The 12852-nt window shown below is 35.4% G+C and carries 17 protein-coding genes and 1 tRNA gene; 15 read left to right on the top strand and 3 right to left on the bottom strand.

Going from position 1 to position 12852, the window contains the following annotated elements; all coding sequences use genetic code 11:
- Nucleotides 1-155 precede the first annotated feature (155 nt).
- The 13 genes from AC8GF4_RS05155 (at nucleotide 156) to AC8GF4_RS05095 (ending at nucleotide 9456) form a co-directional block, all read left to right on the top strand.
- A complete protein-coding gene (locus AC8GF4_RS05155) occupies nucleotides 156-923 on the top strand; it encodes a hypothetical protein (protein WP_506593153.1) in 768 nt (255 codons plus the stop codon).
- Nucleotides 911-1114: a hypothetical protein gene (locus AC8GF4_RS05150; RefSeq protein ID WP_506593151.1), complete on the top strand. Its 204-nt coding sequence runs from the start codon at nucleotides 911-913 to the stop codon at nucleotides 1112-1114. The genes AC8GF4_RS05155 and AC8GF4_RS05150 overlap by 13 nt, the downstream gene beginning before the upstream one ends.
- A 12-nt stretch (nucleotides 1115-1126) precedes the next feature.
- A complete protein-coding gene (locus tag AC8GF4_RS05145) occupies nucleotides 1127-1522 on the top strand; it encodes a hypothetical protein (RefSeq protein ID WP_506593150.1) in 396 nt (131 codons plus the stop codon).
- The gene (locus AC8GF4_RS05140) at nucleotides 1522-1944 is read left to right on the top strand and encodes a hypothetical protein (RefSeq protein ID WP_506593149.1); all 423 of its coding nucleotides are present in this window, start codon (nucleotides 1522-1524) and stop codon (nucleotides 1942-1944) included. Before AC8GF4_RS05145 ends, AC8GF4_RS05140 begins: the two co-directional genes overlap by 1 nt.
- 8 nt (nucleotides 1945-1952) lie before the next feature.
- Nucleotides 1953-2579: a peptidoglycan-binding domain-containing protein gene (locus AC8GF4_RS05135; protein ID WP_506593148.1), complete on the top strand. Its 627-nt coding sequence runs from the start codon at nucleotides 1953-1955 to the stop codon at nucleotides 2577-2579.
- A 197-nt stretch (nucleotides 2580-2776) separates the two neighbouring features.
- Nucleotides 2777-3406, top strand: a complete 630-nt coding sequence (locus tag AC8GF4_RS05130; RefSeq protein WP_294961152.1) for a glycoside hydrolase family 108 protein — start codon at nucleotides 2777-2779, stop codon at nucleotides 3404-3406.
- On the top strand, nucleotides 3403-3741 hold the full coding sequence (locus AC8GF4_RS05125) for a hypothetical protein (protein WP_064714432.1): 339 nt from the start codon (nucleotides 3403-3405) through the stop codon (nucleotides 3739-3741). The genes AC8GF4_RS05130 and AC8GF4_RS05125 overlap by 4 nt, the downstream gene beginning before the upstream one ends.
- Before the next feature lie 2 nt (nucleotides 3742-3743).
- Complete coding sequence (locus AC8GF4_RS05120) at nucleotides 3744-4298, top strand: hypothetical protein (protein ID WP_506593147.1); 555 nt, start codon at nucleotides 3744-3746, stop codon at nucleotides 4296-4298.
- Between the two features lie 19 nt (nucleotides 4299-4317).
- The gene (locus AC8GF4_RS05115) at nucleotides 4318-4800 is read left to right on the top strand and encodes a hypothetical protein (RefSeq protein WP_064714434.1); all 483 of its coding nucleotides are present in this window, start codon (nucleotides 4318-4320) and stop codon (nucleotides 4798-4800) included.
- 1 nt (nucleotide 4801) lies between these two features.
- Nucleotides 4802-7354 (top strand): zincin-like metallopeptidase domain-containing protein, encoded by a 2553-nt coding sequence (locus tag AC8GF4_RS05110; protein ID WP_506593145.1) that lies wholly within the window; start codon nucleotides 4802-4804, stop codon nucleotides 7352-7354.
- Between the two features lie 2 nt (nucleotides 7355-7356).
- Entirely contained in the window at nucleotides 7357-7776 is a 420-nt protein-coding gene (locus AC8GF4_RS05105; protein WP_506593143.1) for a hypothetical protein, read from the top strand.
- A 9-nt stretch (nucleotides 7777-7785) separates the two neighbouring features.
- The gene (locus tag AC8GF4_RS05100; protein WP_506593141.1) at nucleotides 7786-8787 is read left to right on the top strand and encodes a hypothetical protein; all 1002 of its coding nucleotides are present in this window, start codon (nucleotides 7786-7788) and stop codon (nucleotides 8785-8787) included.
- A 9-nt stretch (nucleotides 8788-8796) separates the two neighbouring features.
- On the top strand, nucleotides 8797-9456 hold the full coding sequence (locus tag AC8GF4_RS05095) for a DUF6734 family protein (RefSeq protein ID WP_506593140.1): 660 nt from the start codon (nucleotides 8797-8799) through the stop codon (nucleotides 9454-9456).
- Nucleotides 9457-9467: 11 nt separating this feature from the next.
- Here AC8GF4_RS05095 and AC8GF4_RS05090 read toward each other — a convergent pair whose 3' ends face one another.
- The gene (locus tag AC8GF4_RS05090) at nucleotides 9468-10694 is read right to left on the bottom strand and encodes a tyrosine-type recombinase/integrase (RefSeq protein ID WP_506593138.1); all 1227 of its coding nucleotides are present in this window, start codon (nucleotides 10692-10694) and stop codon (nucleotides 9468-9470) included.
- A gap of 66 nt (nucleotides 10695-10760) precedes the next feature.
- A tRNA-Met gene (locus AC8GF4_RS05085) sits at nucleotides 10761-10834 on the bottom strand.
- Between the two features lie 153 nt (nucleotides 10835-10987).
- Between AC8GF4_RS05085 and AC8GF4_RS05080 the strand changes: the two genes are divergently transcribed.
- On the top strand, nucleotides 10988-11380 hold the full coding sequence (locus AC8GF4_RS05080) for an START-like domain-containing protein (protein WP_506593137.1): 393 nt from the start codon (nucleotides 10988-10990) through the stop codon (nucleotides 11378-11380).
- Between the two features lie 52 nt (nucleotides 11381-11432).
- Nucleotides 11433-12278, top strand: a complete 846-nt coding sequence (locus tag AC8GF4_RS05075; RefSeq protein ID WP_506593136.1) for an aminotransferase class IV — start codon at nucleotides 11433-11435, stop codon at nucleotides 12276-12278.
- Here AC8GF4_RS05075 and AC8GF4_RS05070 read toward each other — a convergent pair.
- Nucleotides 12270-12830 carry a YqgE/AlgH family protein gene (locus AC8GF4_RS05070; protein WP_506593135.1) on the bottom strand — a complete coding sequence of 187 codons (561 nt, stop codon included), beginning with the start codon at nucleotides 12828-12830 and terminating at the stop codon, nucleotides 12270-12272. The two genes, AC8GF4_RS05075 and AC8GF4_RS05070, sit on opposite strands and share 9 nt — an antisense overlap.
- Between the last annotated feature and the right edge of the window lie 22 nt (nucleotides 12831-12852).

The following is a 12852-nucleotide window of genomic DNA, read 5'->3' as shown; positions in this document are numbered from 1 at the left end:
AAGGAGCGATTAACGATTGTAGTCTCGGATGGTTCAACTTCAAAAGTGGAATTGTCCATTCGATTTGCACCAACGGATACCAATGGTTCGAGTGAATTTTCAAAATTCAGTTGGAACAAAAAAGAACTAGATATTGTCTATAAAAAATTAATACGATGCAGGAATTAGATCATCTCATAGAAAAATTAAACACCGACCAATATTCGGCAGTTTCGGTTTTCGATTTGGATACCAATTCGTTTGTGTTTCGCAATAAAACCCATGCTGAAATCACAGCTGATGAAGGAACGGCAGAACAGTTTTTTGAAACCCTTTTTGCCAACGGTCACAAGCGATTAAGTTTGAGTTTGAAACGTAAAAACGGAAGTACGTTCAAAATTGATGGTCAAAGTTTTGAAGTCAATTTTTCAAAAGATACTTCCGAGCCAATGCCAGCACCTAAAGCACCAAATGTACCACAACAGCCCACTGATTTTTTTCAGAATTCGTATGGTTTAGGAACACTGGACATGATTAATTTATTTGTAGCCAAAGGCGATGCCCAACGATTGTTGACCGAAAATGAAGTCTTGAAAGCCGAAAATAAAGAGTTTAAAAAGCAAAATGAAGAGCTGAAAGAAGAACGCTTGGCTTCCAAATATGACATTAACAAAAGCAAAGGCAATCAAGAAATGTTGTTAGGAGCCATTCAACAATTGCCCGCTTTGATGAGTTTTGTCAAAGGTACACCGCCTGTGGGTTTGGGAAATGCGGTGGAAAGTTTCACTTCACCAGCTAAAAAACAGTTTGCAACGGCTTTGCAAAACATTGACGATTCTGTGGTAAACGTCCTAGATAGCATCAACAATGGATTGAATTCTAATGCTGAATTTTCAAATGAATTAGCAGAATTATTAAAAAAACATCACTTATGGGAATCGTAAAACAAAGCATTCAAATCGAAGTGGTTGCCAAAACCCCTTTTGAGTTAAAACCAAAGACATCGGCAATCAAAGAACTCGCCAAACTCGATGCGGAAGTGCTGACCAAGTTGGCAGAACTATCCAAGAATAAATCAGCCATCACCCAATTGAAAACGAATTTTGAGATGATAAAAGGGTTTTTAACTGCTTAATAAAAAAGGAAGATGGAAAGTACAATGAGGTTGAGCCCAACAGGAATGACCGTTTTGAAAGTGGCACTCTTGGGCGGAATTTTTGCCTTTGCCTACTATAAAATTTTCAAAGGATTCCAACAGTTACTAGCCGACAAAAGATACAAACCAAGCAATATCAATGTAACCCAAGCCAAAGCAAGAGCCGAAGCCATTTACACGGCATTGCTGGGTTTTGGAGCCAATTACAAAACCGTAGAGAACAACTTAACAGGTTTGAATCACAACGGGTTTATTATGGTGTACAATGAGTTTGGAGAGCGAAGAAGTGCCACGTTGGTTAAGATGAATTTAGTAGAATGGTTGCAAGATCAGTTCAATGAAACCGACATTGCCAAGTTGCGATTTTTAATAAAAGGATTTTTCTAATGACAAGTAAAACGAAAATACTACTAGGCGTATCGGTTTTGGTTATTGGAACAGGGATTTTTTTTCTAACCAAGAAGAATAAAAACGGACAATCGGTTTTAGGTGGAGGAACCAAATATATTGATGAAGGCGATGTGAATATGATTCCAGTTTTTTCAGCCAGTCAAAAAGCCACAGCCTTGTACAATGCCATGAACATTTACACCGGCACAGATGAGCAAACAATCATTGAGGAACTAACAGGAGTTTCACAAGCTCAATTCGGATTAATTAGTAAAGCGTTTGGACTTAGAAATTACAACCGCTTTTTAGGTTACAATACCATTGGCGGAACCCCATTGCCTTTGAAAACGTGGTTGAGAGAAGAGTTAAATGATGCCGATTATCATTTGTTGCGAAAAAAATTTCCAATGTATTTATAATGTAGAATATGAAAGTGAGCAAAGAAAATAAAGTGCTAGTAGGAACAGCAGTAGTTGGAGCGGGAATTTTAGGTTTTCTGTATTGGAAGAAAAAGAAAAAAGAAGCCGAAGAGGATTTGATGGTTTATACTCCAGAACCCGTAGCACCAGCAACCCCAAAAGTAATGATTCAACAACCCACAGTAGGAGCCGTTTTAGACAAAAACAAACTATTGTTTAAAGGAAGTAAAGGGCTTGAAGTGCGAGAATTGCAACGCTTGTTGGGCGTTAAAATTGATGGCGATTTTGGAAACATGACCAAAGCTGCATTATTGGCCAAAAAAGGAGTCACCAAAATCAGTATCAATGGGTATGCTAAAAAGAAAGTAGCCAGTAAAGCACAACCAACCGCTTTTGTTTTACCAAAAAAAGGACAAAAAGTAATGGCGATTCAAAATGATGTGAGTGTTTTCAATGCCCAAAAAACAGCAGAAGGAACCTACTTCAATACAGGAACTAAACCTTTTATCGGTGGGAGCTTTGATTATGGAGAATATATAGGCGTGTTTGTCGCTTCAAAAGTGGGCGGTCAATATTTAATCAACCGCAATGGGGTGTATTATTTTGTGAATGGCAATGCCGTAAAACCGTATTAAGATGAAATCGCCACTAATAACAAGTTTGTTGCAAACAAACACTGATAAATAAAAGGCGATACCATATTTGACCTTTAAAAAATAAATTTTACAAATATGAAATCAGAAACCAAAGTTATACTCGGAGTAGTAGCCATCATTGGATTGTTGTTGCTCATGGGAAATAAAAACAGTGAACCACAAAAAGTACTATTGTAATGGCAAATTTCAATTTATTTCTACCCGAATTACTAAAAGCGGAAGGAGGGTATCAAAACAAAATTTCCGACCGTAAAGGCAATACCAACTCCCTTGGGCAAATGGTGGGAACCAAGTACGGAATATCAGCACCCGTTTATGAAACGTATATCAAACGCCCGCCAACAGTAAGCGATATGAAAAATCTGCCTTTATCTACAGCGGTTTTGATTGCAAAAAAATATTATTGGGATGCTTGCAATGCCGATGAAATTGAAAATCAATCGGTGGCGAATCTTATTGTAGATCATTATTTCAACTCGGGAAAACGAATGTTTGTCAAACAAGTATTGAAAGACCGATTTGGAGCCAAAATAAAAGTTGACAGCAAGATTTCAAGAGATACCATTGCGCTCATAAACGCATCGAATCCAGAGTTTTTGCATTTCGAATTAAAAAAATCAAGAGAGAAGTATTACCGAAGCTTGGGCGGTGTGAATTTAAGAGGATGGCTCAATCGTTTGTCTCGTTTTGTATTCGAAAAAAAAAAGCCCAAACCGAATAATCACCCAACTGCTTCTGCCAAGCCTAGTTATAGCTACGCTTGGGATTGGCTCGTATTTACTAATAAAAAAGCCTTCCAAAAATGAAAAGTACCTTCTTAAATAGTATCAAAGAATATCAGGATTATTTTCTTTTTCTCATTGTGGTTTTGGCTGGCGTTTTTACCAAAGTTTATAATGCCATATCCAAAGGGAAAAAGCCAAGACTGAGTTGGTTTCTTGCTGAAGGCATTATGAGTTTTTTTGTGGCTTTCTCGGTCTATGCCGTATGCGACCAGTATTTGAATTTGAATAAAATTCTAACCTATGTCATTTGTGCTTGGGGAGGTTCCTTTTCCACTTTAATCCATAGTGAGGTTGAAGACTTAATCAGTAGCTTTTTTGATGTGCTAAAAAGTGTCATAAAAACAAAATTTAGATAACCATGAATCCAAATTATCAATCCGAGAATCCATTAAAAACCTTTTTGCAAACCCTTTTGGTTTTAGCGTTCGTTTTCATGCTTACCCTTTTGATGAATGGGTGCGCTTCAAAACCCTTAGAAAAAACACATACCATTGAACGAGTGGTAACCTACAAAGCGGATAGCTTGAAAGTAACGGTTGTCAACCAAGCCGTTTTAGATAGTTTATTTATTAAGGTTTCCAAAGTGAAAACCCTAAAACCCGAATGTGATAGTATCACGCAAATGACCCTTGACCAACTTTTAATTCAGCTCAATAGCAAAAAGAAATCAGGAGATAATGCAATGGGTATTTATTACGATACCATAAAAAAAATGATCGTGGGTTGGCAGAAAATGGCGCAAACCCAAAACGAAAAGTCAGCGAGTAACAAAATCACAAACACGGTAGCCATTGAAAATGAAAAAGTTCAAGTGCCTGTGAAATACATTCCCATTTGGGTTAAGATTTTGGCGATTTTGGGAAGTATAACTCTTGGTGTTTTGGTGTGGCGAGTAGCTAAAGTGTGGGTGTAATTGTTTTAATAATCACAAAATGAGTGTACGAAAAATTATCATCGGTGTGGGCATAGTGGCAGTAGTTGGCTATTTTTTATTAGGCAATAAAATCAAGAAAATCATTGAGCAGTTTCAATTCGTGAAAGTGTATCCAGTGGCTTTCAAAAAGTTTGATGTCAAATGGAATGATGGAGTTCCCTTTGTGACGTTTCTTTTGGATTTGAAAATGGTTAATCCAACCCAAGTGAATTTTGATGCCAATATTGTTGCCGTGACCTTAAAACGCATTTTGTTTTATGACAAAAGAAATATGCTTTTTGGGAGTTCCGAAGTGAATATTAACTCGATCAATATTCCAGCCAATTCCAATATCATACTCAAAGAAATCCCTGTAAAACTAGATTTACAAACCGCTATTACCACCGCAATCACCATTTTACGAAATGATGGTTTCAAAATAAACGAGATTAGAACAGAAGCCGTAGTAAGCATTTTAGGAATCGATTATACACTTTCATAATATGACTTTAGCAGAAGAATTCAACAACTTAAACGGGAAAGTGATTACTAGAGAAACACTTGAAAGCTTATTAGTAAAATCCGAAAAAGAGCAAAATTCCACTATTTCTAACCGAATTAGAAAAGTGTTGCAAGCCTATACAGCCGATACTTTTTTAATTGAATTACAACATACCGAATCGGCTTTTGGGTTAAATGGTGTGGATGTTCAAGGACATACAGGCTTGTTGAATGGTTTGGATTTTATTCCAGAATCCGAAGATATTGGATTGGGAAAACCCGTTTCTCCCGATGAAATCTATGATATGGTGACCAAGCGCATGATTGATTTAATCAAGGATGCTAACAAAGGTGATTACAAAAGAGCTTGGAAAGAAGAAGGCTATTTGGTTCCTTATAATTTCATTTCCAAAAAAGCCTATCGAGGGGTAAATGTGGTGATGTTGTCACCGCTTTTTGGGATGTTGGATAATCCTTATTTTTTGACGTTCAAGCAAATTCAAGAGAAAGGCGGGAAAATCAAAAAAGGAAGTCATGGGTATCGTGTGATTTATTATTCAACCTACGACAAAGAATATTCCGATGCTGAAATTGAAAGATTGAATTCGGTAATTGAAGATAACAAATTAGAGAAAGGCGATAAAAAGACAGTCTATTTCTTGAAATACTACAATGTCTTCAACGGACAAGATATAGAAGGAATCGATTTTGATTTAGAAAATTTTCCGTTGTTAGGCAAAGTAGTGAACAATGAAATAGAAACTGGAAACAATCAGAAAATTGGGGTAGCCGAAGCGATAGTGAGAAATTATCCCAAGCCACAACCTGAAATTCGATTTACAGGAAGCAGAGCTTTTTATGTGCCTGCAAAGGATTTGTTGAGCATGCCTGAATTATCAAAATTCAAAACTTCGGAGGATTTTTACAGAACCTATTTTCACGAATTAAGCCACAGTACAGGACATGTTAGCCGATTGAAAAGAGATTTGGCCAATGAGTTTGGGTCGGCTGAATATGCTTTTGAAGAGTTGATTGCAGAGTTTGGAGCCGTGTTTTTATCGGCACAAGCAGGGATTATGTTTTATACCAATAAAAACCATGCGGGCTATTTAAAAGGATGGAACGATGTGTTGTTGCCTAATTTAGAAAATGACAATCGTTTCTTGATGAAAGCCAGTAGCCAAGCTCAAAAAGCAGCGGATTATATTTTGCAACCTGATGCTAACGGTGATTTCTTGTTTGTTAAGGAACTTTTGAAGTCAGAAGGCAAAGTGAAAAAACCGACAACCAAGCGTGTATCCAAAGTAGCTACGCCCAAAAAAGCAAAAGCTACTCCAGCCAAAAAAACAACACAATCAAAAGCAAAAACACCAGTCAAAAAACCAACACCAAAAATTGACACCAATGCAATCGCTTCTTTAAGAGATATTGGAAATGGATTTTTGATGATGCATAAAATTGAACTTAAAGCCACGGAATATAAAGAAAGTAACGAAGTGGTTTTTGAGCCGAGAAGTTTTGGAAAAATCAATGTAGATGGATTGCTCATCAACTACAACACCAAAACCAAAATTTTTGAAGTGGCAGAAATGCAAGCGGGTAAAAAGGAAGACCAAATTTTGGTCTATTTAGAAACCAAGCAATTTGTATTGGCTTTGAAAGAACTCGTTAAAGGCAATAACCGAAAGCCTAAAAAAGTCATTGATATGGCAGTGAAGCCCAAAACGACAAAGAAGAAAGTTGTTCAACCAAAACCAACAGTTGACAAAACGGAAACGGTAGAGGAACCAAAAATAGAAGGCGGTCAATATGCTTTGTTTGGAGCGGTAAAAGGGAACAAAACCAACCGAAATACTTTGGCTTATAAAATGGCAAACAAGTCTAAAAACGTCAATTATTTCAAGATTGACAACACAGAAATGGCGCAGTTTTTAGGTCAAATTGAGCGCAAGAACAAAGAAAGTGTCGTGATTTCATTAACAGGTGGACAAGGTTCCATGAAGACTAGAATGGCTTTTCAGTTTATGAATGCCATGGCACAAAACTACAAAGTGGGCCACGCCAGTATCGAAGAGCATCCCGAGAGTAATTTATATTTTGACAAAGCCGAGCAATATTTAAATGCCAAAGCCATGAATCATATTGAAGCTCCCGAAGTAAAATCGGTGCAGGAATTAGAGCAGCTCATTGCCAAAAATGATGTGATTGTCATTGATAGCTTTACCAAAATGCAGGAAATACACAAAGGATTTGAGGTAGATAAAGACTTGCGAAAAAAATACGATGGTAAATTATTCCTTGTGATTTTCCAACAAACCACTGATGGTAAAATGCGTGGCGGAAGCAAAAGTCAGTTTGATGCCGATATTGTTTTATTTACCGAAAAGAAAACGGATTATCGTGAGAATTATGTCTATGCCGACAAAAACCGCTATCAAGACAAACCTTTGGATAGTTTGAAGTTCAATATTTTCAATAAGCGATTAATGCGAAGTGGAACGGAAACACCAACTGTAACCACTAGTAAAAGAAGATTATCATTTAGCGTAAATTAAGTATGGAAACGATCAAACAACTCGAAGCAAGATTGTTATTTGAAACCAAACAATCCAATGCCTTTAGATTTAAAAGAAACGAAGCCAGATCTATAAAGGAACAGAAAGCTTGGCAAACCTTAATTGATTTAGCTGACCAAAGTAAAAAAGAACTTAGAACTAAAATTGAAATTATGAAAGCAGGATTAAAAAAACCAAGTGTGAGAGGTTTAAAAACCGTGTGTACTAGAGTAGTAAAAGCCACAGGCTTGAAAGTAGATGGTACACTAAAAAAAGGCTACAAATACATCAAAGGCGGAAAAGTAGTCAAAGTGGCACAACCAAAAAAGCCAGTAAAAAAACGTGTGGTAAAAAGAGTTGCTAAAGCAAAAACACCAAAAAGGAGAGTAGTTAGAAAAAGAAAAGTTAGAAGAGCGGCTTAATTTCTAAATATGAGCAAAATTGTAAAATTTGTAAAAGATAAAAACGGAAATGTCTTGTTGTTTCGCACACAAGACAATTTCCTAATTACCTCTTTTAGTCCGGCACAAAATGTGGTTGGTGTTCCTTCTTCGGTTACTCAGTTTAAAATCCAATCCGAAGCTTCTTTTGGGAACAATCCTTTTGTTATGGATTATTTGCAGGTAGCTACTGAATTATGTGAACCGATGATTATGGCTCAAAACTTCAATGCTTTTTTAATTGAATTGGCTGAAAAATTCTTTTTTACCGACAATTGTTGTGATGGTGGAACTGGTGAACAGGGCATTCAGGGAGAGCAAGGAATCCAAGGGGAACAAGGTATTCAGGGAATCCAAGGAGAAAAAGGCGAACAAGGAATTCAAGGTGTTCAAGGAGAACAGGGCATTCAAGGCACAAAAGGAGATAAAGGGGAACAAGGACTTCAGGGTATTAAAGGCGAAAAAGGCGATCAGGGTATTCAAGGAGAAAGGGGAGAACAAGGAGTACCAGGAACAGGAACTTCGGGACCAATTCCCAATCGATTCGAACCCAATTCTGGGTATAGTCCAAACTATGATGGGTATTCATTAATGGATTATATAACTGCAAATGGCGATAGACAAACGTTTGTCAGCCTATTCAATGAGCAAGGAATTCCTTCGGGAACTTTGGGAATGATCGATACGGATGGTGTTTACAAAGCGTTGATGAGTTTAGCTACAGTGGAACGTGTAGTTGAATTTGCTTTTAAATATGTGGATTTGGTTAATGGTCTAAACACTATTGCTTTACCTGATACTGCTAATGGAGAAGTAATAGATGTGTTAAGTATTCGAGATGCATCAGGAAATAACATTCCTTTTCGATTTACTAATGTTGAATACTGGCGAAATGCGAACATCTTTGTAACGCAGGCCTATTCCAATGTGAAGATTAATTTTTTAGTAAGCCATTTCAAATATTCACCAGTGAATTTTCAACCTGTTTGGTAATAGTTTTCAATGAGAGTGATTTATACTTTTCATCCCACAATTCTAAGTAGAGAATGGGTAAAACCTGATTTTCAACAATGGTTCCTTAGAAAATCTATCAAAGATGCTTTGCGGTTTTATTCAGAGGTCTATTTTTATACCAACGATGAATTTGCAAAGCATATCAAAGACATTCAAGGGATACATATTATCATTCAAGAACCAAGACCATTTGATAAAGAGCTTTGGGCTATGCCTAAAATTTTTGCTTATGAAGCACAAAACACGCCTTTTTTATTCCTTGATTTAGATGTGATTTTAGGACATCAACCCGAATTTGATTCTGTTTTGGTTGAAAGTATTGATAATGGTGCTTTTTTTAAAGAAAGCTACAGACAAGCTGAAAAACACCATACTCATGCCTTTAATATGGGAGTTTATGGTTGTAAAGATTTAATTTTCAATGCTGAATTTTGTAAAAAAGCGCATCAATTTATTGCTGATAATTATGAAAAATTTGCCAAAAAAGGAATACTTCGATTCATGCCCATTTATTTCGAACAATTAATGTTGGCTGAAACTTTGAAGGAATTCAATTTGGAACCCAAACTAATCGATAACCCCAATTATGTTCACTTAAAAAATCAAAAGTGGGATCTTGAAACGTATAATATAATGCTCAAAAAATAGAAGAAAACTATTTATTGAGCATTATTAATATGTTGTGAATAATCCTCAGGAAGAACTGCATCAATATCACGTAAATATTTATCCAAAGCAACCATTGTTTCGTGACCTGTAATCAACATCAATTTGCTTTTAGCTTCAAATGGAGTGCTGTTTTTTACAAATTCATGGTACAGTTTGGTAATGAAAGTGTGTCGAAAACTGTAAAGACCATAATCCTTACCTAAGCCTAAGCTATCTTTTACTTTTTTGAAACGTTTACTGAAATAATCTCTTTTGTCAGTTTCATTTGTTGCCCACTCATGCCCAATTCCATTAGGAGTAAATAAATAACTCTCTGGATGGAATTTCTCTAAATCGGGTAAAGTAGAAAGTAATATCTCGGGAATGATTTTCACTTTTACGGCTTTGTTTTTGGCTCTCACGTAAATCCTTCTATCTTTTACGTTTACGTCTTTTATTTGTAAACGAACCACTTCAACGGGGCGTAAATGATTATAAGAAATGAATTGAATGAACAGTAACATTAATTCATCATTACTTTTTAGATAGTTGAAAATGTCAACTTCTTGTTTACTGCTATAGGTTTTGTTTCGCTCAGGATTGGATTTTAAGACATTGATTTTTTTGACAAAATTGTCTGGAATAATGTCGTTGTCTTCCAATGACTGAAAAAACATAGATAAAATAGCTCGGGTGTTGTTACGGTTTTTAGCACTAGTAGTCGATAAAACACTATTCAAAAACGTTACAATTGTTTTTTTATCTACAGAATTGATGGTACGGTTTTCAAATCCATTGGCATAAAGCCATTTTTCAAATGATTTTATTCTTACCCTGTAATCTCGAAAACTGTTATCTTTTAAGGTATTCTTTTTTAATTCCAAAGAAAAAGTAATAGCATCTTCAATGGTATATTTCTTTTCTTCACTAGTAGAAACGATTTCTTCATCCTCGTAAGGATTGTATCCGCTTTCCAAAATGTTCTCAACGGCTTGAGCTAAGATCTTAATGGCATTCTTACGTTCTCTGAGAGTTTTGAATTTATTTACGCCAGCATAGATATGAGTTTGTCTTTCTAGCTTGTCAGTTTCAGGATTTCTGAAGGAATAATACACGTACCATCTCTTGGATAAATCTCCATTGGCATCGTAAATATTGGGTGTAGAATATTTCTTTTTTAAACTCAAAACGTGTGCGCTAGCGTGTTCATTTGTTAAAAGGGCGATGATTTTAGACATAAAAAAAGCGGCTTTAAATCACTCTAAAGCCGCATAAAATCTACATTTTTTAGTCTTTCAACCTAGTAGCGAGACCGAGATTTGAACTCGGGACCTCAGGGTTATGAATCCTGCGCTCTAACCGACTGAGCTACCTCGCCATATTCGGGACAATTACTGTCCCTGAATGCGGGTGCAAATATAAAACAATAATTAGAGTTTGCAAACAAAAAAAGAATAAAAAAAAATATTTTTAGAATTCCTTTTTTTTTGGCGTAATAATCTATATATTTCCAAAAAATTAAACGCTGTTTATGGATTCAAAAGTACGTTACGAAATCGAATTCCCTATTAATTCATCCCCACAACTATTGTATCAATACATCTCAACTCCTTCTGGATTGTCGGAATGGTTTGCAGACAATGTAAATTCACGTGGTGAATTTTTTACATTTATTTGGAATGACTCTGAAGAAAAAGCCAGGCTTGCTTCTAAAAAGTCAGGAGAAAAAGTTAAATTCAAATGGATTGATGATAACAATAAGGATACCGAATATTTTTTTGAATTGAATATATTAGTTGACGAACTTACCAAGGATGTTTCTTTATTGGTTGTTGACTTTGCTCATAAAGAAGAGGTTGAAGAAGCAACTCAATTGTGGGAAAATCAAATTTCTGACTTGAAACATGTAATAGGTTCGGTCTAGTAAAATTGTATTTTATACCTTATATTTGCCTGAATTAATTCAGGCTTTTTTTATGATAAATTTTAACGGAATGATAGTGTCAGAGGATGCAAACATAGTGGCGAATAATCGTGGTTTTTTATATGGCGACGCAGTTTTTGAAACAATCAAAATTATAAATTCTAAAATTCTATTCCTAGAAGATCATTATTTTAGACTAATGTCTTCTATGCGTGTTGTAAGGATGGAAATTCCAATGGATTTCACGATGGAGTATCTTGAGGAGCAAATTCTCTCTTTGGTTAAAAAAAACGGCTTAGAATCGTCTTCTCGAGCAAGAATCACAGTGTGTAGAAATGACGGAGGATATTATTTGCCAAAAACCAATACTGTTTCTTTTTTAATTCAGGTAGTTTCTCTTGAAAATCAAACCTATTTATTTGATGAAAAAGAGTATGAAGTTGATTTGTACAAAGATTTCTATGTGACCAAACAATTATTGTCGTCCATAAAAACTACGAATCGTTTACTAAATGTTACCGCTAGTATTTATGCAAGCGAAAACGGACTTGACAATTGTATTTTATTGAATGATAGTAAAAATGTAGTGGAGGCTTTACAAGGCAATATTTTTATGCTAATAGGAAATAAATTGATTACCCCTCCAGTTTCCGAAGGGTGTTTGAATGGTGTCATGAGAAAGCAAGTTTTGGAAATAGCCAAAAAAATCTCAACTATTGAAGTTGTAGAAGAAATAATTTCACCGTTTGACCTTCAAAAAGCAGATGAATTATTTGTAACCAATGTGATTAAAGGAGTTCAACCCATAACAAAATACCGAAAAAAAGAGTTTTCAACGGAACTTGCAAAGATTTTAGTAGCAAAATTAAATGATTTTATAAAAGTAGATTTAGTTTAAATACGGATTCTCTGGTGCGTTTGACCAAATAAGATATTCTCCGCCAAGTTCCATAATTTGTTCTTTCCAGAAATGAGTGGTTGACTTGGCTATTATTTTATTTTCATAATTATTTCTAGTTATTATCCAGGAGTTTGATTCCATTTCTTTCTCAAGTTGATGTTCTTCCCAACCGGTATAGCCTAAAAAGAAACGAATGTTTTCTTTTTTAATTTCACCTTTATTGATAAGTTCTTTTGTAGATTCAAAATCACCACCCCAATATATGCCATTTGAAATTTCGATACTGTTTGGTATCAATTCTGGAATATTGTGAATGAAATAAAGATTGTCTTGTTCTACTGGCCCGCCATTAAAAATCTTGAAATTGGCGTTTATTTCTGGAATCAAATCATTAATACTGTACTTTAATGGTTTGTTCATAATGAAACCTACTGAGCCATCTACATTATGATCTGCCAAAAGTATAACGGATCTATTGAATGATAAGTCGCCAATTATAGAGGGTTCAGCAACAAGTAAATATCCTTTTTTTAATTTTTCTGAAATCATAAGGCTCTATTTTTAATTAAAT

This window comes from Flavobacterium rarum (SeqCode), from assembly GCF_965234445.1.
GTDB classification, from domain to species: domain Bacteria; phylum Bacteroidota; class Bacteroidia; order Flavobacteriales; family Flavobacteriaceae; genus Flavobacterium; species Flavobacterium rarum.
Note: the sequence above shows the minus strand (reverse complement) of the source record. Positions and strands in the feature narration are given on the sequence as shown.